This window comes from Cnuibacter physcomitrellae (assembly GCF_014640535.1).
Classification (GTDB): domain Bacteria; phylum Actinomycetota; class Actinomycetes; order Actinomycetales; family Microbacteriaceae; genus Cnuibacter; species Cnuibacter physcomitrellae.
On the sequence record NZ_BMHD01000003.1, the window covers coordinates 1 to 24,079 of the forward strand.

30 protein-coding genes and 2 pseudogenes are annotated in these 24,079 nt (G+C 66.7%); 14 read left to right on the forward strand and 18 right to left on the reverse strand.

Annotation, left to right across the window (positions count from 1 at the left end):
- The 4 genes from IEX69_RS19145 to IEX69_RS19160 form a co-directional block, all read left to right on the forward strand.
- On the forward strand, nucleotides 1–1,018 hold a 1,018-nt coding region (locus IEX69_RS19145; RefSeq protein WP_188760980.1), incomplete at its 5' end, for a S1C family serine protease.
- 2 nt (nucleotides 1,019–1,020) lie between these two features.
- The gene (locus IEX69_RS19150) at nucleotides 1,021–1,371 is read left to right on the forward strand and encodes a response regulator transcription factor (protein ID WP_174604621.1); all 351 of its coding nucleotides are present in this window, start codon (nucleotides 1,021–1,023) and stop codon (nucleotides 1,369–1,371) included.
- Complete coding sequence (locus IEX69_RS19155) at nucleotides 1,362–2,579, forward strand: LCP family protein (protein WP_174604619.1); 1,218 nt, start codon at nucleotides 1,362–1,364, stop codon at nucleotides 2,577–2,579. Before IEX69_RS19150 ends, IEX69_RS19155 begins: the two co-directional genes overlap by 10 nt.
- A 197-nt stretch (nucleotides 2,580–2,776) precedes the next feature.
- Complete coding sequence (locus IEX69_RS19160) at nucleotides 2,777–3,364, forward strand: phosphatase PAP2 family protein (protein WP_229756473.1); 588 nt, start codon at nucleotides 2,777–2,779, stop codon at nucleotides 3,362–3,364.
- A 78-nt stretch (nucleotides 3,365–3,442) separates the two neighbouring features.
- Here the strand turns inward: IEX69_RS19160 and efeO are convergent, their stop codons facing one another.
- Nucleotides 3,443–4,636: an iron uptake system protein EfeO gene (gene efeO / locus IEX69_RS19165; protein WP_085021727.1), complete on the reverse strand. Its 1,194-nt coding sequence runs from the start codon at nucleotides 4,634–4,636 to the stop codon at nucleotides 3,443–3,445.
- A complete protein-coding gene (gene efeU, locus IEX69_RS19170; protein ID WP_085021726.1) occupies nucleotides 4,633–5,487 on the reverse strand; it encodes an iron uptake transporter permease EfeU in 855 nt (284 codons plus the stop codon). The genes efeO and efeU overlap by 4 nt, the downstream gene beginning before the upstream one ends.
- A gap of 238 nt (nucleotides 5,488–5,725) precedes the next feature.
- On the opposite strand from efeU, the gene IEX69_RS19175 reads away from it, so the two are divergent.
- The gene (locus IEX69_RS19175) at nucleotides 5,726–7,375 is read left to right on the forward strand and encodes a lamin tail domain-containing protein (protein ID WP_085021725.1); all 1,650 of its coding nucleotides are present in this window, start codon (nucleotides 5,726–5,728) and stop codon (nucleotides 7,373–7,375) included.
- 147 nt (nucleotides 7,376–7,522) lie between these two features.
- On the forward strand, nucleotides 7,523–8,788 hold the full coding sequence (locus tag IEX69_RS19180; protein ID WP_085021724.1) for a COG4705 family protein: 1,266 nt from the start codon (nucleotides 7,523–7,525) through the stop codon (nucleotides 8,786–8,788).
- A gap of 112 nt (nucleotides 8,789–8,900) precedes the next feature.
- Here the strand turns inward: IEX69_RS19180 and IEX69_RS19185 are convergent, their stop codons facing one another.
- Nucleotides 8,901–9,221: a response regulator gene (locus IEX69_RS19185; protein ID WP_229756503.1), complete on the reverse strand. Its 321-nt coding sequence runs from the start codon at nucleotides 9,219–9,221 to the stop codon at nucleotides 8,901–8,903.
- Nucleotides 9,222–9,326: 105 nt separating this feature from the next.
- On the opposite strand from IEX69_RS19185, the gene IEX69_RS19190 reads away from it, so the two are divergent.
- The gene (locus IEX69_RS19190) at nucleotides 9,327–9,632 is read left to right on the forward strand and encodes a hypothetical protein (RefSeq protein ID WP_157127508.1); all 306 of its coding nucleotides are present in this window, start codon (nucleotides 9,327–9,329) and stop codon (nucleotides 9,630–9,632) included.
- A gap of 68 nt (nucleotides 9,633–9,700) precedes the next feature.
- On the opposite strand, the gene IEX69_RS21005 is transcribed toward IEX69_RS19190, so the two are convergent.
- Together IEX69_RS21005 and IEX69_RS19195 are read right to left on the reverse strand one after the other, a co-directional pair.
- Nucleotides 9,701–9,847, reverse strand: a complete 147-nt coding sequence (locus IEX69_RS21005) for a hypothetical protein (protein ID WP_229756474.1) — start codon at nucleotides 9,845–9,847, stop codon at nucleotides 9,701–9,703.
- Complete coding sequence (locus IEX69_RS19195; RefSeq protein WP_229756475.1) at nucleotides 9,834–10,394, reverse strand: DedA family protein; 561 nt, start codon at nucleotides 10,392–10,394, stop codon at nucleotides 9,834–9,836. Before IEX69_RS19195 ends, IEX69_RS21005 begins: the two co-directional genes overlap by 14 nt.
- A gap of 124 nt (nucleotides 10,395–10,518) precedes the next feature.
- Here IEX69_RS19195 and IEX69_RS19200 point away from each other — a divergent pair, with 124 nt between their 5' ends.
- A complete protein-coding gene (locus tag IEX69_RS19200; protein ID WP_085021721.1) occupies nucleotides 10,519–11,289 on the forward strand; it encodes a COG4705 family protein in 771 nt (256 codons plus the stop codon).
- A gap of 193 nt (nucleotides 11,290–11,482) precedes the next feature.
- On the opposite strand, the gene IEX69_RS19205 is transcribed toward IEX69_RS19200, so the two are convergent.
- The 3 genes from IEX69_RS19205 to IEX69_RS19215 all read right to left on the reverse strand — a co-directional run bounded on the left by IEX69_RS19205 (nucleotide 11,483) and on the right by IEX69_RS19215 (nucleotide 13,251).
- A complete protein-coding gene (locus IEX69_RS19205) occupies nucleotides 11,483–11,791 on the reverse strand; it encodes a cation diffusion facilitator family transporter (protein WP_229756476.1) in 309 nt (102 codons plus the stop codon).
- 78 nt (nucleotides 11,792–11,869) lie between these two features.
- A complete protein-coding gene (locus tag IEX69_RS19210) occupies nucleotides 11,870–12,889 on the reverse strand; it encodes a cation diffusion facilitator family transporter (RefSeq protein ID WP_085021720.1) in 1,020 nt (339 codons plus the stop codon).
- Nucleotides 12,886–13,251 (reverse strand): ArsR/SmtB family transcription factor, encoded by a 366-nt coding sequence (locus IEX69_RS19215; RefSeq protein WP_174604617.1) that lies wholly within the window; start codon nucleotides 13,249–13,251, stop codon nucleotides 12,886–12,888. The genes IEX69_RS19210 and IEX69_RS19215 overlap by 4 nt, the downstream gene beginning before the upstream one ends.
- A 285-nt stretch (nucleotides 13,252–13,536) precedes the next feature.
- Here IEX69_RS19215 and lgt point away from each other — a divergent pair, with 285 nt between their 5' ends.
- Nucleotides 13,537–14,460: a prolipoprotein diacylglyceryl transferase gene (gene lgt / locus IEX69_RS19220; RefSeq protein WP_085021718.1), complete on the forward strand. Its 924-nt coding sequence runs from the start codon at nucleotides 13,537–13,539 to the stop codon at nucleotides 14,458–14,460.
- A gap of 53 nt (nucleotides 14,461–14,513) precedes the next feature.
- Here lgt and IEX69_RS21270 read toward each other — a convergent pair whose 3' ends face one another.
- Complete coding sequence (locus tag IEX69_RS21270; RefSeq protein WP_506256321.1) at nucleotides 14,514–14,678, reverse strand: DUF8730 family Cys-rich protein; 165 nt, start codon at nucleotides 14,676–14,678, stop codon at nucleotides 14,514–14,516.
- Between the two features lie 67 nt (nucleotides 14,679–14,745).
- Between IEX69_RS21270 and IEX69_RS19225 the strand changes: the two are divergent.
- From IEX69_RS19225 to IEX69_RS19235, 3 genes and pseudogenes are all read left to right on the forward strand, one after another.
- Nucleotides 14,746–16,376, forward strand: a pseudogene (locus IEX69_RS19225) (FAD-dependent oxidoreductase).
- Between the two features lie 52 nt (nucleotides 16,377–16,428).
- A complete protein-coding gene (locus IEX69_RS19230; protein ID WP_085021717.1) occupies nucleotides 16,429–16,728 on the forward strand; it encodes a rhodanese-like domain-containing protein in 300 nt (99 codons plus the stop codon).
- Nucleotides 16,725–17,036: a metal-sensitive transcriptional regulator gene (locus tag IEX69_RS19235; protein ID WP_085021716.1), complete on the forward strand. Its 312-nt coding sequence runs from the start codon at nucleotides 16,725–16,727 to the stop codon at nucleotides 17,034–17,036. Before IEX69_RS19230 ends, IEX69_RS19235 begins: the two co-directional genes overlap by 4 nt.
- Nucleotides 17,037–17,313: 277 nt before the next feature.
- Here IEX69_RS19235 and IEX69_RS19240 read toward each other — a convergent pair whose 3' ends face one another.
- The 7 genes and pseudogenes from IEX69_RS19240 to IEX69_RS19270 form a co-directional block, all read right to left on the reverse strand.
- Nucleotides 17,314–17,898: a DUF305 domain-containing protein gene (locus IEX69_RS19240; RefSeq protein ID WP_157127507.1), complete on the reverse strand. Its 585-nt coding sequence runs from the start codon at nucleotides 17,896–17,898 to the stop codon at nucleotides 17,314–17,316.
- 95 nt (nucleotides 17,899–17,993) lie between these two features.
- Nucleotides 17,994–18,425 carry a DUF6153 family protein gene (locus IEX69_RS19245; RefSeq protein ID WP_085021714.1) on the reverse strand — a complete coding sequence of 144 codons (432 nt, stop codon included), beginning with the start codon at nucleotides 18,423–18,425 and terminating at the stop codon, nucleotides 17,994–17,996.
- Between the two features lie 214 nt (nucleotides 18,426–18,639).
- Nucleotides 18,640–18,903, reverse strand: a complete 264-nt coding sequence (locus IEX69_RS19250; protein WP_157127505.1) for a hypothetical protein — start codon at nucleotides 18,901–18,903, stop codon at nucleotides 18,640–18,642.
- Between the two features lie 5 nt (nucleotides 18,904–18,908).
- Nucleotides 18,909–19,178, reverse strand: a complete 270-nt coding sequence (locus IEX69_RS19255; RefSeq protein WP_085021712.1) for a hypothetical protein — start codon at nucleotides 19,176–19,178, stop codon at nucleotides 18,909–18,911.
- 322 nt (nucleotides 19,179–19,500) lie between these two features.
- Nucleotides 19,501–19,761, reverse strand: coding sequence for a hypothetical protein (locus tag IEX69_RS19260; protein WP_174604615.1), 261 nt, complete (start codon nucleotides 19,759–19,761; stop codon nucleotides 19,501–19,503).
- Between the two features lie 250 nt (nucleotides 19,762–20,011).
- Nucleotides 20,012–21,406, reverse strand: a complete 1,395-nt coding sequence (locus tag IEX69_RS19265; protein WP_085021709.1) for an FAD-dependent oxidoreductase — start codon at nucleotides 21,404–21,406, stop codon at nucleotides 20,012–20,014.
- 76 nt (nucleotides 21,407–21,482) lie between these two features.
- Nucleotides 21,483–21,695 (reverse strand): annotated as a pseudogene (locus IEX69_RS19270) (aquaporin family protein); the annotation flags it as partial.
- Nucleotides 21,696–21,744: 49 nt separating this feature from the next.
- On the opposite strand from IEX69_RS19270, the gene IEX69_RS19275 reads away from it, so the two are divergent.
- Together IEX69_RS19275 and IEX69_RS19280 are read left to right on the forward strand one after the other, a co-directional pair.
- Nucleotides 21,745–22,419: an arsenate reductase/protein-tyrosine-phosphatase family protein gene (locus IEX69_RS19275; RefSeq protein ID WP_085021708.1), complete on the forward strand. Its 675-nt coding sequence runs from the start codon at nucleotides 21,745–21,747 to the stop codon at nucleotides 22,417–22,419.
- A 27-nt stretch (nucleotides 22,420–22,446) separates the two neighbouring features.
- Nucleotides 22,447–22,842, forward strand: coding sequence for an arsenate-mycothiol transferase ArsC (locus IEX69_RS19280; protein ID WP_085021707.1), 396 nt, complete (start codon nucleotides 22,447–22,449; stop codon nucleotides 22,840–22,842).
- A gap of 100 nt (nucleotides 22,843–22,942) precedes the next feature.
- Here the strand turns inward: IEX69_RS19280 and IEX69_RS19285 are convergent, their stop codons facing one another.
- On the reverse strand, nucleotides 22,943–23,542 hold the full coding sequence (locus tag IEX69_RS19285; protein WP_085021706.1) for a cadmium resistance transporter: 600 nt from the start codon (nucleotides 23,540–23,542) through the stop codon (nucleotides 22,943–22,945).
- Nucleotides 23,539–23,997 (reverse strand): signal peptidase II, encoded by a 459-nt coding sequence (locus IEX69_RS19290; protein ID WP_229756477.1) that lies wholly within the window; start codon nucleotides 23,995–23,997, stop codon nucleotides 23,539–23,541. The genes IEX69_RS19285 and IEX69_RS19290 overlap by 4 nt, the downstream gene beginning before the upstream one ends.
- Nucleotides 23,998–24,079 lie beyond the last annotated feature (82 nt).

Genomic DNA, 24,079 nt, shown 5'->3' on the forward strand with positions numbered 1-24,079 from the left:
CGCTGGGCTACCTCAGCCCAGCCGACTACGAACAAGAACACACCACCGCTGCTCTGGCAGCATGAACATCACAAAAGAAGCGTCCGGAGAACCGGGTCAAGCTCCCATCCTGTCCCCAGACGGCTACGTCGTCACCAACACCCACGTCGTCACCCTCGACGGAGCATCAGGGAACACCAGCATCCGCGTCACGGACGTCGCCGGGCGCCTGTACGACGCCACCGTCGTCGGAACCGACCCGACGGCCGACCTCGCTGTCATCAAGCTCACCTCCGCCACAGACCTGACCCCGGCCACGTTCGCGTCCTCCGCCGACCTGAACGTCGGGGACCTCGCCATCGCAATCGGTGCCCCTCTGGGGCTTTCAGGAACGGTCACCGACGGGATCATCAGCGCCCTGAACCGCAGCATCACCGTCGCCTCCTCCGCGCCCGCGAACCCGCAGGACTCCTCCCCACAGCAGACACCGAACTGGCTCTTCGACCAGAACGGGCAGACCCAGACCTCGCGTTCCACCATCGCTTTGCCCGTCATCCAGACCGACGCGGCCATCAACCCCGGCAACTCCGGAGGGGCGCTCCTCAACGCTCAAGGCGACCTGATCGGCATCAACGTCGCCATCGCCAACGCCAGCAAGACCTCCTCGCAGACTGGGAACATCGGTGTCGGCTTCGCGATCCCCTCCGACCTCGTGCAGCGGATCAGCAGCGAGATCATCGCCACCGGCACCGCATCGCACGCCCTGCTCGGAGCGACCGTCGGCGACGCCACCGCCGACGCATCCGCCACCGTCGCCGGAGCGGTCATCAAGTCAGTGACCACCCAGGGTGCCGCCACGCAAGCAGGCCTGCAGGCCGGGGACGTCATCACCGGGCTGGACACCATCCCCATCACGAGCGCTGACGACCTCACCGCACAGATCAGAGCACACGCACCCGCCGACACGGTCACCGTGCACTACGTCCGTGGCGGGCAACAGGCCACCACGACGGTCACCCTCGGCACACTCGGAGGCTGAAAATGCGCACCATCGTGCACGACCCCGACCGCATCCTTCCCCGTCGCCTTCTCGAGTCCTGGGAAGGGGCGCGGCCCGTGGCGGATCTGGAGGATGTCACGGCCACGCTCGGCGACGACGCGGTACTGGTGGTCGCCGCCCCCAGCAGCCGATGCGCCGACGTCTGCCGACAACTGCGCAAAATAGACGACTTTGTCCCTCTCCTCGCGGTCGTGGACACAGTCGACACCGACATCAGGATCGGATGTCTGCTCGCCGGCGCCGACGACGTTCTTCCCGTCGATGCCGAGCCCTCGGAGTGGAGACTGAGGCTGAAGGCGCTCGCCCGACGGCGAGGAGTCCCATGGCTGTGACCGGACGCGGTCCCACACCCATCCGCCATCGCCGTGCATCGCGCCGTACGCCGTGGCTGGTGCTCGTGCGATGGATGGCGATCGGGGCAGCCGTGATCGTCGCGGCGACCGTCGGCGTCGTGGGTGTAGCCGTCGCGTCGCTGTCACAGCAACTCAGCGATAACGCCGTTGACCTCGGCACCACGCCGACGGTCGCCCCGCCCTTGCTCGGCCCCTACCCAGGAGGATTCAACCTGCTGGTCGTGGGCACCGACAACGATCCCAACCAAGCCGACAGCTACGGGGCCCGATCAGCGACGCTGAACGACGTCACCATCCTCGTGCACGTCGCCTCCGACCATCAGTCCGCGACGATCGTCAGTCTTCCCCGCGACCTCGTCATTGCCCAACCCGCGTGCGTCGACCCCGCCACCGGGACCACCGCGTCCGCCGTGTCGGCCAGACCGCTGAACGAGGCGTGGGGCAGAGGAGGGCTGGCCTGCGTCGCTGCGACCGTGTCCGATCTGACCGGGATGAGCATCCCCTACGCGGCCGCAACGTCCTTCGCCGGCGTGGTGAACATCACCGACGCGATCGGAGGAGTGGACGTGTGCCTGACCGGGCCGATCACCGACCCGTACTCAGGCCTGGACCTCCCCGCGGGCCACAGCATCATCCAGGGCGACACGGCGTTGGCCTTCCTCCGATCCCGGCATGGCATCGGTGATGGCAGCGACCTGTCCCGCATCGGCAGTCAACAGCAATACCTCGCCTCCCTCGTACGGACCGTGAAAAGCCAGAGCACCCTCACCGACGTCACTAAAGTCTTCGGGCTCGCGCAGGCCGCGGCGCAGAACATTCGCCCCTCCACGTCGCTGCAGAGCGTCGACGCGATCACCTCCCTGGCCCTCACCCTCAAAGACGTCGATACCAGCCGGATCGCATTCGTGTCCTACCCGGTGACCACCTACGTCAACGACTCCAATAAGGTCCAACCCGCGCAAGCGACCGCTGATCAGCTGTTCTTGGCGATCAAGAACGATCAGTCCATCTCCCTTTCCGGTGGCACCACCGCCACCGGGTCCACCGCCATCCCACCCGCTGCTGGTGCCCCGACCCCACCGAGCACCAACACGCCAGCTGCCGACGCGCCCCCGGCGACGGCAGTGCAGGGAATCACTGGCCAGACCGCCGACGAGCAGACATGCGCCGACCCCTTCTTCGGGTGACCCTGCAATCCTGAGAGGACTCTCATGACCACACCCCGAGCATCGTGAGCGGGCCCGCGTACGGTCGAAAGATGACTCCTGACCCTCATGGCCGCAACCATCCCGTCGGGAACGAAAGCGCGTCTGAGCCTCGCCGGGGAGTCCTAGCCGCACTGGACTGGACCGCGGCTCGCCTCGGTCCTCATGGCGCTCTGATCGTGCTACTGGCGGTCGGGCTCGCTCTGGCAGTCCTGCTCGTCGTGGGCGCCGCGCAGGTCTACGACAACGTCACCGACGCCAACGGTATCGCGGGCCTGGACCAGCCTCTGCTGCAGCTAGCGATCTCGCTGCGTTCGCCCGCGGCCGACGCCATCGTCACCGGGTACACAGAGATCGCGGGCCCGATCGGAATGCCGATCATCGCTGTCCTGGCGTTGATGATCCTCGCGATCAGACGTCGGTCCTGGACCCCGGTCATCGTCATCGCCTCCGCAAGTCTGGGATCGCTGGCCATGACGATTGCAGGCAAGAACTTCATCGGTCGCGTCCGTCCCCCACTCAGCGACGCCGTGCCTCCGTTCGAATACTCGCCCTCTTTCCCCAGCGGACACACCCTCAACGCCGTCGTCGTCGCCGGCGCGATCGCCTACCTCCTCGTCGTGAACCAGACACGACGATCGGCCAAGGTGCTGACCATCAGCATCGCGGCCGGGTTCGCTCTCACCATCGGACTCTCCCGCGTGTTCCTCGGCCCCACTGGTTCACCGACGTCGTTGCAGGGTGGATCCTCGGCGCTGCATGGCTGACCATCGTGATCACCGCCCACCGGCTCTTCCTCTATATCCAGACCCGGCACCGTGCCCGGAGGGCGCGGGCGTCGAAGACTAGCTGACCAGGGTCGCGGTGAGGCGGCTCAACGGCTCAGACAGAGAGTTCACGCCGTCTGCTAGCTCCTTCACCTGCGCCGGCGTCAGATCGGTGTACGACGCGAACCCCGACTGCAAGTTCCCGTACCGCGACAGAGTGGCCTCCAGCTCAGCGAACCGCTGATCCAAGGTGGCGACCAGCGCCGGATCCTTCCCCGCCGCGATATCACGGACGCCCTCATAGGCTACGCGGGCGCCTTCGAGGTTGGCCTGGAAGTCCCACAGGTCGGTGTGTGACCAGATCTCCTCCTCACCGGTGATCTTGCCGCTGGCGACCTCCTCCAGCAGCGCGATCGCGCCATTGGAGATCGCGTCGATGCTGAGCGTGTAGCTCGGATCGTTCACCGCATCGGCGAGAGCCTGCGTGTCTGCGACGAGCCGGTCGGCATACGACGATCGTTCCGCGGCGGTCAGTGCGACGTAGGTCACGCCGCCGTTGTCGGCTGCGGCCGGGGGGAACAGGTCCTTCTCGATCCGGTGCCATCCGGTCCACGCCTCGCCCTGAGCAACGTCGGCCTCGCGGGCATCCAATGCCGGGTCGATGTCGCTGAAGGAAGACGCTACCGGTTCGATGCGCTCGTAGTTGGCCCGCACACGCGGATACAGCGCCTGTGCCGTGGCGACGTCTCCCGCCGCATAGGCGGTGGCGAGATCCTGTGTGCCCACCACGAGTTGCGCGACCTGGTCCTTGACGTAGGCGACGTAGTTCGCCGCCGCGGCATCGACCTGCTCCTGCAGGGTCCCGGGCAGCTGCACCGTGTCACCGGTGACGGTGAACACGGTCTTGCCGATGCCGTCACCGACCATGCCGGGCTTGCAGACGGTGAAGTAGTCGCCCGGCTGCGCCTGGACGACTAGGTCGCGGGAGATCCCGGGACCAATGTTCTCGATCTCCCCGACGATGCGGAGCCCGTCGTCGGCGAGGAGATAGAACTCCGTCACCTGATCGCCGCTGTTGGTCACGGTGAAGGTCACCGGGCCACTCGGCGCGGAGGCAGCGCCGACCGCGCAGTCGGTGCTCGAGCTGGTCACGGCGATCCCTCCACCGGCCGAGCCTCCGGCGGGGGTGTTGGCTACGCACCCCGCCAGGACGACGCCGGTCAGGGCGATCGGGGCGACGGCGAGGCGGCGGAAGGGCGTGCGTGCGGTCATGCGGCGACTTTCTCGGGAGCGGAGGATCGGGCTACCGCGCGAGCACGGCTGTTCCGCCGGACCGTGCGCAGGAAAAAGAACATGGTCGGAACGAAGTACAGCAGCCACACGGTCAGCTCCAGCCAGGTGGTCGCCGGTGAGAAGTTCACGGTCCCCTTCAACAGCGTCCCGTACCAGCTGTCGGGCGGGATGACCGAGCTGACGTCGAAGGCGAGATCGTGCAGCCCGGGGAGGATGCCGCCCTCCTGGAGGTCGTGGATGCCGTAGGACAGGACCCCGGCGGCGAGCACGATCAGGAACGCGCCCGACCAGGCGAAGAACTTCGCCAGGTTCACCTTCACCATGCCGCGGTAGATGACGTAGCCCAGCACGACAGCGGTGGCGATTCCCAGGGCCGCGCCGACTAGTGGGAGGCTGTTCGAGCCCACCGATTGCACGGCGGCCCAGATGAACAGCGCCGTCTCGATCCCTTCGCGTCCGACTGCGAAGAACGCCACGATCACCAGGCTCCAGGCGGATGCGGCGACCGCGCGATCGATCTCACCGTGGAGAGTGCCGCGCATGTTCTGAGACGTGCGGAGCATCCAGAACACCATCCACGTCACGAACCCCGTGGCGATGATCGACAGGCCCCCGCCGATCGCCTCCTTCGCGCCGAAGCTCAGCCCGTAGGTCCCGAAGGTGAGAATGGCGCCCAGTCCCAGCGAGATCGCGATCGCGATGCCGACGCCGATCCAGATGCGCGAGGCGAGGCCCGGACGATCGAGGCGCTTGATGTACGACAGCAGGATGCCCACCACCAGGGCCGCCTCGAGACCTTCGCGGAGGCCGATCAGGTAGTTCGCGAACATGCGGAGGACATCGCTTTCACTGGGGGAGGGAAGGTTAGGCAAACCAATCTTCACCGACGGCGTCGCGCTGAACCCAATTTCCTGAGAGGTTTTTCATCCGAAGAGAAAGAGGGCGCGATCAGGGACTGTCCGCTGTAACGGTCGATCGGTAGACGGTGTTCGACCGGAGTTCACCTGACGTTGCCCTGGTGCCGCCAGTGTGTCTCGGTCGCACATCCTCACCCCGAAGGACGGACCCATGGCGCTCAGACCCCGCTCATATCTCGCAGCACTCTCGCTCGCACTCGCATTCCCCGCGTCGGCAGCACTTCTGCCTGCCGTCGCCGAGGCGGCGCCGGCCCTACCTACCCTGGTGGTCAACGAGGTCGACGCGAGCGGGAACCCGAAGGACTGGATCGAGCTGAAGAACACCGGCTCGGTTCCCGTGGACGCCTCGGGGCTCATCCTCAAGGACGATAAGGACACGGACCGCTTCGACATCCCGGCGGGCACGGTGATTCCCGCGGGTGGATACGCGACGTTTGACGTCGCCGACTCCTTCGGTCTCGGCAAGGGCGGCGACTCGGCCCGCCTCTACCTGAGCGACAACACGACGCTGGTCGACGGCTTCACCTGGACCTCGGACTCTGTGTCGCCCGCGACTTGGGGTCGCTGCCCTGACGGCATCGGCGCTTTCGCGGTGAACCAAGCCGGCACGAAGGGCGCGGCGAATGACTGCGGCGGCTCGACGCCTCCCACGACGCCCCCGACCGACACGCCGGCTCCGGTGATCGACGGCTGGCCTGGATCCGCGACGGTCACTGACGCGGCGGTCAAGGACTACGCGCCCTTCTCGTCGAACATGAGCGGCCTGAGCTACCAGCTCGGCGCCAACGCCTCCGCCGACACACTGTGGGCGGTGCGCAACGGCCCCGGTGCCCTCTTCGCGCTGCAGAAGAGCGGGACCACCTGGATCCCCGCAGCGGGATGGGAGCAGGGCAAGCTGCTCCACTACGTGGACGGCACCGGCAACGTCGATGCCGAGGGTGTCGCCTACACTCCGCAGGCGATCTTCGTCGGCTCCGAGCGCAACAATGACCAGAACGGCGTCAGCCGTCCCGCTGTCCTGCGCTACGACCCAGCCTCGGGCTCAACCGACCTCTCCGCATCCGTGGAGTGGAACCTGACGTCGGCGCTGCCGACCGTGGGCGCGAACGCCGGCATCGAAGGCATCGCCGCGGTTCCGGACAGCTACCTGACCGCGAGCGGACTCATCGACCAGAACACCGGCGCCGCGTATGACCCGGCCCGCTACGCCGGTCACGGTGACAACCTGTTCTTCGTGGGCCTCGAGGGCACCGGTGGCGTCTACGCGTTCGCGCTCGACCAGACCGACGGGTCCAAGGCCACCCTCATCACGAGCTTCTCGACCGGATTCCCGAAAGGCGTCATGGAGGTCCAGTACGACGCCGAGCGATCGGCCGTCTGGGCCGTCTGCGATGACACCTGCGGTGGCCGCTTCGCGACCTTCGCCGTCGGAGCCGACGGGACCTTCGCACAGACCGCCATCTACGCGCGTCCGGCCGGTCTCCCCGACACCAACAACGAGGGCTTCGTCGTCGCGCCTCAGGCCCGCTGCGTCGCAGGGAGCAAGAGTGTGATCTGGGCCGACGACAACGACCTCGACGGCGTCGCCTTGCGCGAGGGCACGATCGACTGCACCACCCCTGCCGTCGCCGTCCCGTCCGCTCCCTCCTCCTCGAGCGTCTCGGTCGCCGCGGGCTCGAAGGGGTCGCTGGCTGCGACGGGGTCGGATGCGGTTCCGACCCTGCTGGCCGGGATGCTCGCGCTCCTGCTCGGGGCCGGCGGGCTGGTCGTGATCCGTCGCCGGGCAGCCCGGAAGGCCTGACGACGCCGACGCGGGGGATGGACTCGGCACTGCCCGGTCCATCCCCTTCGTCGTCTCCGGGGCCGCTCCCGTCCCGCTGTGAGAAGTCTCAGGGGCGGGGCCCCATGCTCGCAGCAGCTGGCGAGCAGAGCCTGTCAGCGTGCCCTCATGAGCGAATCCAGAGCCCCGGCGTCACTTCCCCGTCAGATGGTGAGCAAGGTCCCCGAGGTCACGATCTGGTTCTGGATCATCAAGATCCTCTGCACCACGGTCGGGGAAAGCCTCGCCGACTGGATCAACATGGCACTCGGTGTGGGACTCCTCGCCACCGCGTTGATCTTCACCGTCGTGATGGCGATCGTGCTCACGGTCCAGATGCGGCTGCGGCGATACCTTCCTGCGCCGTACTGGCTGACGGTCGTCGTGCTGAGCGTCACCGGCACCCTCTACACCGACATCCTCACCGACCAGCTGGGGGTGCCCCTCGCCGTCAGCTCAAGCATCTTCGCGGTCGTCCTCGCGGTGGTGTTCGGGATCTGGTACGCCCGGGAGCGCACCCTCTCCATCCACAGCATCACAACCACGCCGCGAGAGGCGTTTTACTGGCTAGCGATTCTGGTCACCTTTGCCCTCGGCACGGCGGTAGGCGACTGGACGCTCGAACTCACCGGATGGGGCCCTGGGTGGTCGATCCTGCTGCCGCTCGCCCTGATCGCCATCGTGGCTGGCCTCTGGCGTCTCGGCGGGAACCCCGTGCTCACGTTCTGGATCGCCTACATCCTCACCCGCCCTCTCGGCGCGAACATCGGCGACTGGCTCGGCCTGCCCCAGACGGACGGCGGTCTCGGTCTCGGAACCCTCGTGACCAGCCTCATCTTCCTCGCGGCGATCCTGGCCACCGTGATCTACCTCTCGGTGAGCAAGGTCGATGTAACGGAGCGTGCGTCCTCGAGAAACCAGCCCCCCAACACCCCGGCACGCCGGAGGTCCGCTCTCGTCGCGCTGGGGGTCGTCGCAGTCGCGACCATCGGGCTCCTGACGTTCATCAACAGCCTTCCCCACACGAGCGCCCTTGCTGACGAGGCGGCGGCGCCGACGTGCTCCGTCGGTGGGCCGGAGCTGACCCAGGATCAGGCGAAGGCAGCAGCACAGGCGCATTTCCCCGCCGACATCATGACCGAGCTCGGCAGCATCACCAACGACATCGCCGGGCTCGTCGGGCAGGGGGACCAGACGACGGCGGCGGCAAGAGCGACCGATCTGGAGACCGTCTGGGACGACAACCAGGACGCTCTAAACGGCGCGGACTGCCAGGCCTGGTCGTTCATCGACAAGCAGATCGACCCCGTCCTGACGTCCGTCCGGTCGAGCCATCCGGATGAGGCTACCAAGCAACAGGCGCTCCAGGCGCTCCAGGCGACGCTCGGCGCCTGACACGCCTGGAGCGCGGTCACGGCGTCCGGGTGGCGTCGTCTGCAGGCACCTCCTCCGGGGCGGTGGTCGCTTCGGGGGCGGCGGCCTCGAAGCGCTCCGAACGCGGTCTGCTCTAAGCGAGATCCTGGGCGAGCATGACGATGATGCCGCTCGGGATGAGTTCCCGAAGCCGCCGACACAGTTCGAAGCCCGACATTCCCGACAGCATTACGTCCAGAACGGCCAGAACCGGTGGCGTCCGACTGGCGGCGACTAGTCCCTGGAGGCCGTCAGCGGCGACGGTGACGTCGTACCCCTCGGCTGTCAGGCCGCGCCGGAGCAGTGCCGCCATCTCTGCGTCATCTTCAACGACCAGCAGAGGTGGGGTCCCGTCGGGGGTCGCAGCCTGCGCCATGCGTGGCCTCCCGTCGTGGGTCGTGTTGTCTGGGTACATCTTCACGGTCTCACGCTAGAAAGCCAAGGATGTCCACGGGACGCCTTCCTAGCGTGAAGACTCCAACACCGAAAGGCAGGAGTACCACTATGAGGAACAGTATGCGTGTCGCGATCGGGGCCGCCTCCGCGGCCGCTGTGCTTGCCGTGGCCGGTCTGGCCGTGGGTGGTACCCGCCATCGCCGGCACCACCCACGGCCCGACGACCTCGCAAAGCGACACCACCGCCGTCGGCACCTCGTCCGGTGGCGAGAGCGCCGATGACCAGGTCGGTGAGGTCGAAGACGGGACAGCCGGTGGAGAGACCGCGGATGACCAGCCTGGGGCGGGCCAGGGCGTCGAGGACGGCACCGCCGATGGCGAGATCGCCGACGACGGCACACCGGCGCCCGCGGTCACCAGCGCTCCGTAAGTCGCCTGCGCGGCGCAAAGACGCAAGGAGGGGACGGGGCGCAGAGGCGCCCGTCCCCTCCTTGCGTCTCAGTCATCCGACCGGGGCTCCTCGGGCGCGCCTGAGAGCTGCTCGGCACGGTGGCGTCGGCGTTCTCGGACGAAGGCCACCGCGATCGGGATGACCGACACCACCACGATGCCCACGGCGATGAGTTCGACGTTATCCGCGATCACGGGGATGCGACCCAGGTAGTACCCGGCCACGCCGAGCACCAGCGCCCATGCGACCCCGCCGATCGCGTTCCAGAGGAAGAAGCGCCCGTAGTGCATCCAGGACGCGCCGATAGTGCATCCAGGACGCGCCGACGACGGGCGGGATGAAGGTGCGAACCACCCGCACGAACCGGGCCAAGACGAGCGAGTGCGGGCCGTACTTCGCGAAGAACGCATCCGCGCGTTCCAGATACCGCAGCTTCAGGACCCGGGCGTCGGGTCTGAACAGGCGGCGCCCGAAGCGGTGACCGATCCCGTACCCGACCGAGTCGCCCAGAATCGCCGCAACAGCCGCTGTCCCGACCACGGCCCAGAGCGGCAGGCCGAGCTGGGTGCTCAGCAGCGCGGCAGTGAAGATCAGCGAGTCACCGGGGAGGAAAGGGAACAGCAGCCCCGTCTCGATGAAGATCATCGCCGCGACCACGGCGAGGGCCCATGGGCCGGCCCCCACAAGCAACCCGGACGGATCTAGCAGCCCGCCACTTGCGAGCATGACGCCCCTTTCCACCCGGTCGACGCTACGCACAGCGTCCCCCGCGAAGCCGCGAGCCACCACGGTTGTCTGTGAGGACTCTCACGAACGGGCCCCCACATCAGGGAGCCGTCGACGGGAGCCGGGCTACCGTGGCGGCATGCTGAACAAAGTGCCCGCCATCACGGCGCTGTTCTGGGTCGCGAAAGTGCTCACCACCGGCATGGGCGAGACCGCGTCCGACTTCCTCGTCACCACGATCGACCCCGTCGTCGCCGTCGGGCTCGGGTTCGTCGTCTTCGCAGGCCTCCTCGTGCTCCAGCTGACGCGGAAGCGGTATATCCCGTGGGTGTACTGGTCGACCGTGGCCATGGTCAGCGTGTTCGGCACCATGGCCGCCGACATCGTCCACGTCGAACTGGGCATCCCCTACACCGTCTCCACCGCCGTCTTCGCCCTCACCCTCGCGGCAGTGTTCCTCGTCTGGTGGCTCCTCGAGGGTGACCTCTCGATCCACTCCATCACCACTACCCGCCGCGAGATCCTCTACTGGGCTACGGTGCTCACCACCTTCGCGCTGGGCACGGCGGCAGGGGACTGGACCGCGACCGTCCTCAACCTGGGATATCTCACCTCGGGGCTCGTGTTCTTGGCCTGCATCGTCATCCCCGCGGCGGCGTACCTGTTCTTCTCCGCCAACCCGATCATCACGTTCTGGATCGCCTACATCCTCACCAGACCCCTCGGCGCGTCCTTCGCCGACTGGCTCGGCGTCACCCCCTCCCGCGGCGGCGTCGGATTGGGCACCGGCACGATCACACTGGTCCTGCTCGCAGCGATCGTCGCTTGCGTCACAGTCATGACCAGGCGCCGCTCCCGCACCGGTCTCAACGGCCCCGGGCTGCCGCCGGTTCAGCGGCTCGCCGCGTGATCTCAGGCCGCCACATCGCGATGGTGTCGTTGGCACGGCGTTGAGGACGAGTGGACATTGGGGCACCATGACCGGGGCGTCACGACGCCGGACGCCTGCAGGGCGCCCGGCACGAGGTGACGTCATGGTTGCGGGTCGGTTTCGCGACGAGCGGCTCTCCACACGGCCCGGGCGGACAACCAGGCTGCTTTCGTCAGGCTCCCAGCGTGCTGCCGGTATCGGACGAGGAGAAACGCACACGCGAGGTGACGGTGAGTGCCCCCAGCGCCGTGACCGTCAGCGGCACGGGCGAGGGCGGGTACGGATCGAGGATCTTGTTCACTGCAGCCCACACGGTCGCGAGGGCGGGCACGAGGATCACGAACGCGAGGACCGATCCCACGACTCGTCGTCGCCCGGCTGACCAGGGAAGGGCGGCGACGATGAGGAGGTTGATGGCCGTGTCCTCGAGGAAATCGACGCTGTCCGCAAACAGGGACACCGACCCGATGGACACAGCCACCACGAAACTCGACCCCGAAGTAGGCCAGGTTCAAGACCGCGACCAGCAACACGACCCGGCGCAGACCGGTCACGGTGTTCAGGCCCCATCTAGTGGGCGGGCGCTGACCCGGACATCGTCCACCATCCCCAGATGCTCCACGATCTGCCGCTCCGCCTCACGAGCGATCGCATCCGCCGCAGCCAGGGGCTGGTCATCCACCCTGATGACGGCGTCCCCTCTGAGCCGATGTCCGCTCCACCGCAACCGGACGCTCTCGATCGATCGGATCCCGTCGACGTGTTCCAGCGCATGGTGGGCGCGATCGACGAGCTCCGGCTCGATGCCGTCCATGAGGCGACGACTGATGCTGCGCACGGTACCGATCAGGAGGACCAGGATCGCGGCCGAGATCAGCAGCCCCACGATCGGATCCGCGAGAGGCAGACCGACGATGACACCCAACGCTCCGAGCACGACAGCCAGAGAGGTGAACCCGTCGGTGCGAGCATGCACACCATCCGCAACCAGCGCAGCCGACCCGATACGCCTGCCTACCCGGATGCGGTAGACCGCCACGATCTCGTTTCCCGCGAAACCGATCACTCCGGCAGCAACCACCCACCAGAGGTTCTGCAGCGGGTGCGGGTTCAGCAGTCGGTCGATGGACTGCCACGCCGCGACGATCGCGGACACCGCCACGACCACGATGATGAACAGACCAGCCAGATCCTCCGCGCGTCCCAACCCGTTCGGATAGCGGCGGCTGGGTGCTCGCCTAGCCAGCCGGAACGCGATCCAGAGAGGGATCGCAGTCAACGCGTCGGAGAAGTTGTGGACCGTGTCCGCCAGAAGAGCGACCGACCCGCTGATCAACACCACGGCCAGCTGCAGCAACGTAGTCCCCAACAGCAGGAACAGACTGACTTTCAGCGCCCGAATGCCCTGAGCGCTGGCCTCGAGAGCGTCATCGACGGAATCAGCCGCATCATGCGTGTGCGGCACGAACAACTCCCGAAGAAAGCCCCGAACCCCGCCATGGCCGTGGCTGTGGCCGTGGCGGTCGTGGTGATGGTGGTCGTGACTTACGCCATGGTCATGGCCGTGATGCGCGGTCATCGTTCGTCAGTGTCGCCGTGGTGATGCCGTGGGATACCGCCCAGGGAGTGCTCGGCCTGGAAGATCGCATCGGTGACGAGCTGACGAGCATGCTCGTCAGCCAGCGCATAGAACACACGGGTGCCGTCCTGTCGAGTCGTCACCATTCGGGCCAGACGGAGCTTGGCCAGATGCTGCGACACCGCAGCGGGAGACTTATCGACAACATCAGCCAGATGGTTCACCGACAACTCACCCGCATCGCGCAGCGCCAGGATGATCCGCACCCGGGTCGCATCTGCGAGCATCGCGAAAACCTCCACAGCCAGTTCCACGAACTGACTGTCGTGATCCCGCCCGCACATCCCGCTATCTGCATCCATACGCAGATTGTTACATACTCACCGAAGTAGGGGCGCGCTCACCCCTGGTCCGTGGAGGGGGCGCGTGCCTCGCGGCATGCGCAGTCCCACGCTCGACGCAGCGACGCGCGTCGGCGCGGCTCAGCTGCGGGCAGCCCAGATGGCGAAGGCCACTATGGCGATCACGACGATGGCGATCACGATTCCTGAGACGAGCACGACGCGGTCCTCCCTCCCTGGGGTGTTGCTGGCGTACAGGAAGACCTGTAACTATTTGCTCCACCCTAACGATCAAGGAGCGCTCCGTTGGTGACCAGCATCCCCAGCCCTGACCCTGCATGGTCACAGTTTCAGCTCGGCCCTCTCACGGTGCATACGTATGCGCTCTGCATCCTGGCCGGGATCGCCGCGGCGATCGTCATCACCGGACGCCGCATGACGGCCCGTGGAGCACCCTCGGGATTCGTCCTCGACGTCGCGATGTGGGCTGTGCCCCTCGGCATCATCGCCGCCCGGTTCTACCACGTCTTCACCCACGTGAACGACTACTTCTACCCGGGCGCGAACCTCTGGAACGTGTTCGCGATCTGGGACGGGGGCAACGCGCTCTACGGATCCATGCTCGGCGGGGCGGTCGGGATCGCGATCGCATGTCGGCGGGCGGGAGTACGGTTCCTCTCCTTCGCGGACGCTCTGGCGCCGGGCATGTTGATCGCGCAGTCTCTGGGCCGGCTCGGGAACTGGTTCAACCACGAGCTGTTCGGCCTTCCGACGACACTGCCCTGGGGATTGCAGATCGAATCGACCAATCCGAAGTTCCCCGCCGATCTCCCCGCCGGGACCCTGTTCCACCCCCTGTTCGCCTATGAGATCGTCTGGAACCTCGTGGGAGTCGTCATCATCGTCCTGCTCGAACGCAGGTTCGACCTCCGATGGGGGCGCACGATCGCGGTCTACCTCATCTGGTACGGGCTGGGACGCAGCTGGCTGGAGGCGATCAGGATCGACCCGACCAGCGACGGCCTGCTGGGCATCCCCGCCAACATCTGGGCATCCTTCGGCGCCATCGCGGTGGGCGCATCGATCTTCATCATCCAGACCCGACGGCATCCTGAGCGCGAGAGCAGCATCTACCGGATCACGCCCTCCACAGAAGAGAGCAGCGAGGACGTCGACGACACCCCCGGAGCAACCTCGCCGACACTGATCACCCGGCACTCCGGCGGGTAGCTCAGCGCCGCCGGTCAAGGCCATTCAATCGGGGCCGGAAATTAGACCGGTTCTCACCGTCCCAGCAGTCGCGCCAGCAGACCACCCTCGCGCTTCTGCCGCTGGTGCCCCTCGCAGCGCTCGCTCTTGGGCACACCGCGCATCACCTGATCCACGTGCTGCCCACATCCAGCCCACGTCGTCTTACCGCACGTCTTACAGGCGACTTGTCGGCACATACTGTGATCTCCCTCAGCTCATCGGACATTTGCATCAAATATACCCCAGGGGGTATCTTGGGTGTGTATGAGGACGATCATCATCGGTGGTGTCGCCGCGGAGATGAGCGCGGCGACAAGGCTTCGACGTCTCGATGAGGGCGCGTCATCTCGGTCTACGAGAGGGGAGCCCATGTGTCATTCGCCAACTGCGGTCTGCCGTATCGCGTGGGTGGTGTAATCGCCGAGCGCTCCTCGTTGCTGCTGCAGACGCCGGAGTCCCTGGCGGCCAGGTTCGCTCTGGATATCCATGTCCACCACGAGGTCGTCGCCGTCGACACGACGATGCGCACCGTGACGGTGCGGGATCTGGCGAACGGTATCGACCGCATCGAAGCCTACGACGAGCTGGTGGTCGCCACGGGCGCGACAGCGGCTCCGGGTATCTCCGCGGGTCATGTCCCCACGCACACGCTTCGAAGCGTGGAAGATGTCGACCGCGTCCTGGCCGTCCTAGACGGGGCAGGCCAGGCTCCACGGGTCGTGGTCGCTGGTGCGGGATTCATCGGACTGGAAGCGGTCGAGAATCTCCTCGCCCGCGGCGCACACGTCACGCTCGTGACCCGCGGCAGGCGGGTGCTCTCTCCGCTTGACCCCGAGATGGCGGCGCCCGTCCTGGCGCTTCTACGAGACTCCGGGGTCGATGTCCGTCTCGGTGTCACGATCACCGGCGCCGAACCCGGTCAGGTGCTCCTCAGTGATGGCAGCGCGATCAAGGCAGCCCTGGTCATCGAGGCCAGCGGCGTCCGCCCGGACCGCCAGATCCCCGACGACGCAGGGCTCGCGATGGGCCCCGCGGGCGGCATCGCAGTGAACGGATCGCACAGGACATCGGTGCCGGGCGTGTGGGCGGTGGGTGACGGTGTGGAGAAGCGGGACCATGTCGATGGCGAACCCACCCTGGTGACCATGGCAGGTCTGGCCAACAGGCACGGTCGCGCAGCCGCTGACGACCTCGCCGGCACAGACCCGGCCCCGGCAGCACCGGCGCTGGGCACCGCGATCCTCGGACTGCTCGACACCACGATCGCCATGGTCGGCTGGAGCGAGCACCGTCTCCGCGCAGCCGGACGGCCACGCAGGGTGATCCACACCCATCCGACATCGCACGCGAGCTATTACCCCGGGGCCCAGGCGATGGCCATCAAGCTCCTGATCGATCCCACCACGGAGCACATCCTGGGCGCGCAGATCGTCGGCGGTGACGGCGTCGACAAACGCATCGACATCATCGCGGTGGCCATGACCGCCGGCCTTACCGCGACGGCTCTGTCGCAGCTCGAACTCGCCTACGCCCCGCAGTACGGATCCGCGAAGGACCCGATCAACCTGCTCGGGTACGTCGCGGAGAACACCGCCAGTGGCGCCACACGCACGGTTCAATGGCACGAACTCCCCGCAGCAATCCACGACGGCGCCGTCCTCATCGACGTGCGCACCTCCGCAGAACACGCCGCTGCAGCGATCCCTGGAGCGGTGAACATCCCGCTGGATGATCTGCGCGCCCGACGCTCGGAGCTTCCCGACAAGCCGTTGATAGTGCACTGCCAAGTCGGCCAGCGCGGTCACACCGCCGCAAGACTGCTGACACAGCTCGGCCGAGACGTGCGCAACCTCGACGGCGGCTACCGAACCTGGGCCGCCGGAACCGCCGCCTGACGGTCACGTCCACCCATTGACGACCAACCCCTCTGACAACACTGGAGACACGATGCTGCAGATCACCGTAGACGACCTCGCCATCCTGGCTAGCCCGACCGTCATCGACGTCCGCGAACCGGACGAGTACGTAGCCGGCCACGTCCCCGGCGCCACCAACATCCCCCTCTCCCAGCTCTCCGCGCGACTCGGGGACATCTCCACGGCAGGCCCGGCGTACATCATCTGCCAGTCCGGTGGCCGCAGCGCCCGCGCCACCCAGGCGCTTGCGGATGCCAGCATCAACGCAGTCGACATCGCCGGTGGCACCTCCGCCTGGCAGGCAGCGGGACACCCCGTGGATGCAGCATGAGCGAGCCAGACCGCTCCCTGCACGACCAGGACGCCGTGCGGAAGATCACCAACAGACTCAAACGCGCCCACGGTCAACTCTCCGCAGTCATCTCCGCAGTGGAGGGGGGCGGTGATTGCCGTGAGGTGGTCACCCAGCTCGCCGCCGTCAGCAGCGCTCTGGACCGCGCAGGGTTCGCGATCATCTCCACCGCCCTGCGCGAGTGCATCACCGACGAACCCGCCGAAGACGCCGCCGACTTGCAATCCAGCAGAGACAAGAAGCTCACGGTCAGCGAACTCGAAAAGCTCTTCCTCACCCTCGCCTGACCCATGAGCGCCCGCCACCTCCTTCTCCACGCATACGGTGAAGCCGATACGCCCCTGAACCCCGCTAGGCACAACGGCGGAAGAGCGCGACGGGACGAGGGCTCAACGGGGGACACGAAAATCCAACATGCCGCCCAGGCGCACGTCACCAAGGACCCGCTCAGGGGAGGACGTGTTACCAGCTCAGGGTACGTTTTGATCACGAGGAACCAACTGTGAGGCTCCCCGGGGGCCACCACCGCGATCGGTGGATGACGCCGCGGTGACCCGGAACTGCCTAGGCGGACGCGAGCATGATTTGCATCTGCGCGATCTCGGCGGTCTGGTCGGTGATGATCTTCTTCGCCAGGGCAACTGCGTCGGCGTTCTCGCCGGAGTCGACCTCGGTCTGTGCCATCTCGATGGCGCCCTGGTGGTGTTGGATCATCCGCTCAAGGAACAGCTTCCCCGCGGCGGCACCATCAGCTTGCTCGAGCGCAGTCATGTCGTCCGCGCTCATCATGCCGTCACTGCCGTGGTCCATCATCATGCCGTCAGTCGATGCGCCCCACGACTCCAGCCAGCCAGTCATGGTGTCGATTTCCGGCTGCTGCGCGGCCTTGATCTTCTCGGCCAGCTGGGTGACCTTCTCATCGACCCCGGACTTTGACAGCAACGTGTCCGACATCTCGATCGCCTGCTGGTGGTGGGCGGTCATCATCTGGGCGAACATCACGTCCTGGTCATTGAAGGTAGCTGATTCCGAGCTGCCCGAGGACATCATCGTAGAGCTACCGGAGCCGTGGTCCATTCCGGACATCGAACCGGAACCGGACGAGCAGCCGGCGAGCGTGATAGCGGCGGCGAGGACGCCGGTGAGCATGAGCGTGGTGCGAATTCGAGACATAGCAAAAGTCCATTCAGTCAAGGGAGTGAAAGTGGTTCGGGGCATGCCGCCGAAAGGCGGCTGGCCGCGAATCAGGTCCGACTGATGGAGAGCTTGAGAAGGTCTGGAGGATCTCGGAAAGCTGCGGAGCGCGCAGCCGCGCCGAGCAGGCGGGCATGGACCGTGGACCGGGTGTGGGGTTGGATGCCCCGCAGGACGCCAGCAACAATTAGGAAAGCACCGACGAGCAGGGCGAGCACGCAGACCATCGCTGTCATGTCGTGGCTCGGCGCACAGTCGGCGCATCCGTCTTCCATCGGAGCAGGGTGCGTTTGATCCGCGAAGTGGCTGTCAGCGACCACCATGGCGGTGGTACCCGGCTCGCCGTGACCGGTCATGCCAGAGGCGATGGTGTGCATGGCCAGCAGGCCCGCGACGACTGCCAGGACGACGCCGAGAAGCAGGACCGTTCGCTGAAGCGCAGTGGGGCGCAAGACTACGGCCCGTAGCGATCGCAGACTCATCCGCCGTCCACACCTCCCGTCATCTTGACCGTAGCGTCCGCTACCGAGATACCGCTGTGGGTTGCCGCGCCGGAGCCACGGTTCGGAGTCGGTGGCGATGAGCGCGCCCCATCCCCGCCAGCCCCAAATCTATGAAAAGTCATGCTCAGCAGAAACCCAGAAGGACCGCTGATAACCCCAATTATGTCAACAGATCTTTTCTGAGACGTCATCCCTATGGAAAATCGTCCTCGTTTGCAGCCTGCACCGCGCTCTCCTCCGCTCGCTTTGTATGGCGATACAGAAGCCAGGCGCGCACGCTCCAGGCGATGCCCAACCCGCCGAACATCAGAGCAGCGAACCATGGACGGTGAAAGCCGAGCGCGAGCATGATCACCACGATCAGGACGCCGACCCCGAATAGCACACCCGCGAAGAAGAGGGTGCCTTGCCAGGTGTAGCCCCCGTCGTAGAGCCGGTTCCGTTTCGGCCGCTCCATGCCACTCACCGCCTCACCGGCATCTGCTGCCCTGCGTCTCGGCCATGCTCAGCGACGAAACGTCGACGTCGCCTCTCCACGGAGACGAGATGCACGACCCCATACACGGCCATTCCCGCGAGAGGAAGCCACAGAAAGCTGGGAACGCCACGGCTGAGCTGACCAATCCCCAGGATCAGCGCCAAGACAGCGGGAAACGCAATCCGGACAATCGCAACATTGCGCGCGCGGCCAAGCGCGATGCGCTGCTGAATCAGACCCGGCTCGTCGCTCACCGTCCGATCCCAGGGCCCCTCTGACACTTGCGCGGCCTGCCTTTGCGGAGGGCGAGCCTGAGCCACCATGCGGTGAAAGCGGCGAGCCCCAACGACGCGATCCCGAGCATTACAAAGACCAGCGGAACACGCGCAGACCCAGCCATAACGAAGAACACGCCCGCAAGCACGACCCCTAGAACGATCGCTATGGCCCCATTCAGCCACCCGAACGTTGACGGCTTGTACAACCCCATGACGTGGACAGTACGCCGGGGACCCCTCGAGACCAAGGTCCGAGCATCCATGCACCGATACACGACGTTATGTCAACAGCGGCGGATTAGCTCCCCGCGGTCGCCTGGTTGCCGAGGTCACGCAGGAACTCCCCCCAGCGGGTGTCGGCGTCCGCTCCGGAGTCGAATTTGCCCAGCCAGGCGTCGAAGGCCGGCGTGCCGACGAGCTTGATCTCGACCCTCAGGATGTGGTGGGCGCCATCCCGGTGGACTTTCGGCACGAGCGACACGACGTGCTCGGGATTGATCCACATCCGGGCACTGCCGGCAGGGCCGTCCCTGTCTGGCAGAGGGACGAAGCGCGGCATAGGCCCCACTGTGCCGGTGCGGGCACCATCGTCGCAATACTCACGCACTCAGGACGCCTGCGCCGCGAAAAGTGGAACTGAGCGAGCTGGGAGTACGCTGGGCGCATGCTCAAAGATACTTCATCCTCCATGACCGCCCTCGAACGCCTGCTGACGTCGCCGTTCCTGATCTCCACGCCGCGGGGCCGCTTCGCAGGCCCAGCTTGGCTGGCGCTCGCTCTCGTTGCAACGATTTGCCTCGTGCGGCCGTTCAGCTAACCGGCGCGGCCGCCGCTCGGAGCTGCCGGCTCCATGCCTGGGTGGCGACCTGCACGGCGTCCCACGGCGAGCCAAGCGGGGGCGTGTAGGAGAGGTCGAGGTCGCTCATCGCGTCGACGGTCATGCCGTGATGCAGGGCGGTGGCGTAGGTGTCGACGCGCTTGGCGATCTCCGCTCCCCGGGCGCCGACGAGCTGCGCGCCGAGCAGCAGCCCGGAGTCGGTGTCGCCGGTGATGCGGATGCTGAGGGGCTTTGCGCCCGGGTAGTAGGCCTTGTGGTCGTCCGCGATCGCGGTGCCGCTCAGGGGTGCATGTCCGGCGGTGTTGGCTTCGTGGTCGCGGAGGCCGGTGCGGGCGGCGACAAGGTCGAAGACCTTCACGACCTGGGTGCCGAGGCTGCCGGCGAACCGAGCATCGCCACCGATCGCGTTCTCGCCGGCCACCCGTCCCTGCTTGTGCGAAGTGGTGCCGAGGGGCAGGTAGGTGACGCCGAGCAGGCGGTGGTGGGTGACCACGCCGTCGCCTGCCGCCCAGACGTGAGGCAGGCCAGTGCGCATCTGCTCGTCTACGACGACCGCTCCCCCGGCCCCGACGCTCGCGCCAGCATCCGTGAGGAGGCTCGTGTTGGGTCGCACGCCCACCACGACGAGCACCAAGTCGGCGATGCGGGCGTATTCGTTCCCATCCTTGAATCCGGTAACGGTGAGGCCGTTGCTGTCACGGGTGATGCCTTCGACGCGGGCGCCGGTGACGACGTCGACGCCGTGGCGGGTGAGTTCGTCGTGAACAAGCGAGCCAAGTTCCGGGTCGAGGGTGGAGAGCACTTCGGGTCCACGCTGCAACTGCGTGACCTGGAGCCCGCGGACGGTGAGGGCTTCGGCCATTTCGAGGCCGACGTAGCCGGCGCCGACTATGATCGCGGTCGCGGGCTGGTGCTCGTCGAGGTAGCGCTCGAGCGCGAAGGTGTCACCCATCGAGTGCAGCACGTGCACGCCGTCGTCCGGGCCGAGCCCGTCGGGGCCGATGCCGGCGATGCCCGCGGTCGACGGGGATGCTCCGGTGCCGACCATCAGCTCGTCGTAGGCGATCGTCGATTCCTGCCCGTTGGCGTCCCGCACGGTGAGCTGCTGGCCGGCGACGTCGATGCTCGAGGCGAGGGTGTCGAGCCGGAGCTGCATCCCGGTCGCTTCGAGATCGGCGTGGGTGCGGTGCGCGAGCGACTGCCACGGGTTCACCTCGCGGGAGAAGTAGTACGGGATGCCGCAGATCGAGAAATTCGGATAGGCGTCCGCGACGACGACGGTCACGTCGACGGAGGGATCGAGTTCACGGGCGCGGAGCGCGGTGGAGATTCCGGCGTCGCTTCCGCCGATCGCTACGAGGTGCATGAGGGTGTGCCTTTCAAGGGGTGGATCAGTGGGTTTCGGCAGGGTGTGGGACCGCGACGTCGCCGGTCGTGCGGGCGGCGATCGGGTAGAGCACGAGCAGCAGGCCGAGCCCGAGGGCGATGCTGTTCTGCAGCAGTTGCAAGCCGACGTCACCGGCCGAGAGCTGCTGCGCGGCGATCCCGGAGCCGACGACGACCGTCACGAGCAGGCCGGTGCCGACGAACTCGGCGGTGACCCGGCGCGCCAAATGCGGGCGGGACAGCTCGGGGTGAAGGTGTGGGGTTTTCATGTCGGCCCCATCTTGACTCGAACCAACTAGTTCAGTCAAGATTGAAACAATGAACATTGAGCGAAGTGAAGAGTTGGAGCGGCGGGCAGCGAAGCACGCCGCGCTCAGCGAGCCGGCACGGCTGCGCATCGTCGACCTGCTCACGCTGGGCGACCTCTCCCCCACCGAAATCCAGGTCGCGCTCGGCATCCGATCGAACCTCATCACCCATCACCTGAACGCCCTCGAAGCCGTCGGCATGATCGCCCGGACCCGCTCGGAGGCCGACAAGCGCCGCTCCTACGTGCACCTGACCACCACCGCGCTTGCCGGGCTCACGCCGGGTGCGGTGGAACGGGCCGACCGGGTGGTGTTCGTCTGCACCGCGAACTCTGCCCGGTCACAGCTCGCGGCCGCGCTCTGGGAGCAGCAGTCGACCATCCCGGCCGCATCCGGGGGCACGCATCCGGCCGAGCAGATCGACGCCGGAGCGATCGCGGCCGCGCAGCGCCACCACCTCACCCTCGCAGACGTGCAGCCGCGCGTGCTCGATGACGTACTCACCGGCACCGATTTCGTGGTCACCGTCTGCGACAACGCCCACGAAGAGCTGGGCGCGACCGGGAACCTCCACTGGTCGATCCCGGACCCGGTTCGAATCGGCACCGCCGCCGCATTCGACACCACCTATGCCGAGCTGCACCGACGCATCTCGGACCTCGCTCCGCGGCTCGCCGCATCCTGAACCCCCTGCACCGAACGGAAGCGATTCATGACCGTCACACCTACCGTCCTGTTCATCTGCCAGCACAACGCCGGCCGCTCCCAGCTCGGGGCCGCGCTCCTCGACCACCTGGCCGGGGGTCGGTTCACCGCGGCCTCGGCCGGGCTCTCGCCCGCCGATGTGGTGAACCCGGCCGTGGCCGCGACGGTCGCTGAGCTGGGTGTCGATATCTCGGGCAACGTCCCGCGCGAAGTCACGACCGCAGACCTCGACGAGGCCGACATTGTGGTGCTGATGAAACCAGGACTCGCACTGCCCTCGACGCCGCGCGGCGAGGTGCTGGAATGGTCATTCCCCAACCCGGAAGCGTGGGACGCCGACGCGGTGCGGCCGCTGCGCGAGGCCGTGGGCGCGCAGATTCAGTCGACGCTCCTGACCCGCTGAGCCTGGCCCGCTAGACGGAGGCCGGGGCACGGCCGATCTGGATCAGGAGCTGCTCCGGGGACGCGAAGTAGCTCCCGCCGATCGCGGGCGTGGCAGGTCGTCACAGACCAAAGGCGCCACCGCTGACGAGGATAAATATACCCAGGCCGATGAGGACGATCGGGAACAGTATGTGTTCACCGCGTTCTAGTAGTTCTGCAATGGGCCGACGCGTGGTGATGAACTTCGCAAGGCCGACAAGGCCAGCGACCAGGGCCAGGAACACGAGGCAATATGCGATCACGGCCGCGGGGCCGATATTGAGAAAGACGGGGACGTAAACGCCAATGTTGTCGCCGCCGTTGGCGAAGGTGACCCCGGCTACCGTCCACGCCGCGACTTTCTTGCCCTGGACTTTCGCGTCATCATCGTCATCTCGCCGCCGCCGCCAAGCCTGCCAGGCAGCCCACAGCCCTAATCCGAGCGGAATGAGGCCGAAGTAGGGGATGACCTCTGGTGGCAGGAACGCCCCGGCGCCGAGCGCCACCAAGACGGAAGCGCCCAGGATGCCGGCGAACCCGAGGTACTGTCCGACCAGAATGCGGCTCGTGGTTCCTTGCTGCCCCGCCCCTCGCGCGAAAAACAGTGAGAGCACGATGATGTCATCGATGTTCGTGGCCACGAACAGTCCAACGGCTTGTAGTACCGATGACAGGATCACGCGTCTACCGCCGCGCCGCGTCGTTCTCCGTCGCGGGACCGCTGTGCACCCAGGAGATAGAGCAGCAGGCCGAGACCGACGCCGACGCCGATGAGGACATCGGCGAGGTTGCCGATGAATAGGTTGCCGTAGGCGAGAAAGTCGGTGACATGCCCCACTCCAAACCCGGGGGGTGCCAGCAGCCGGTCGAGGAGGTTGCCGACCGCGCCCCCCAATAGCAGCCCAATCACAACCGCCCACCCGGCTGCCCGGGCGCGCGTAGCGGCGATGAGCAGTGCCACGGATGCCGCTGCCGCGACGAGGGTGAGCAGCCAAGTTGAGCCGGATCCCAGTGACATGACGGTGCCGGGGTTGAACGCGAGCTGGAGGCCGAGCCAGTCCCCGAAAAGTGGGATGCGATTTTGCTGGCTGAGCCGTGCGAGGGCGAGTGCTTTGGTACCCTGGTCGATCAGCACGGCACTGGCGGCGACGGCGACCGCAAGTAGGAATAGTCGGGGTCGCACACGCACTCCGACAGAGTTGGCGGGAATTACCACG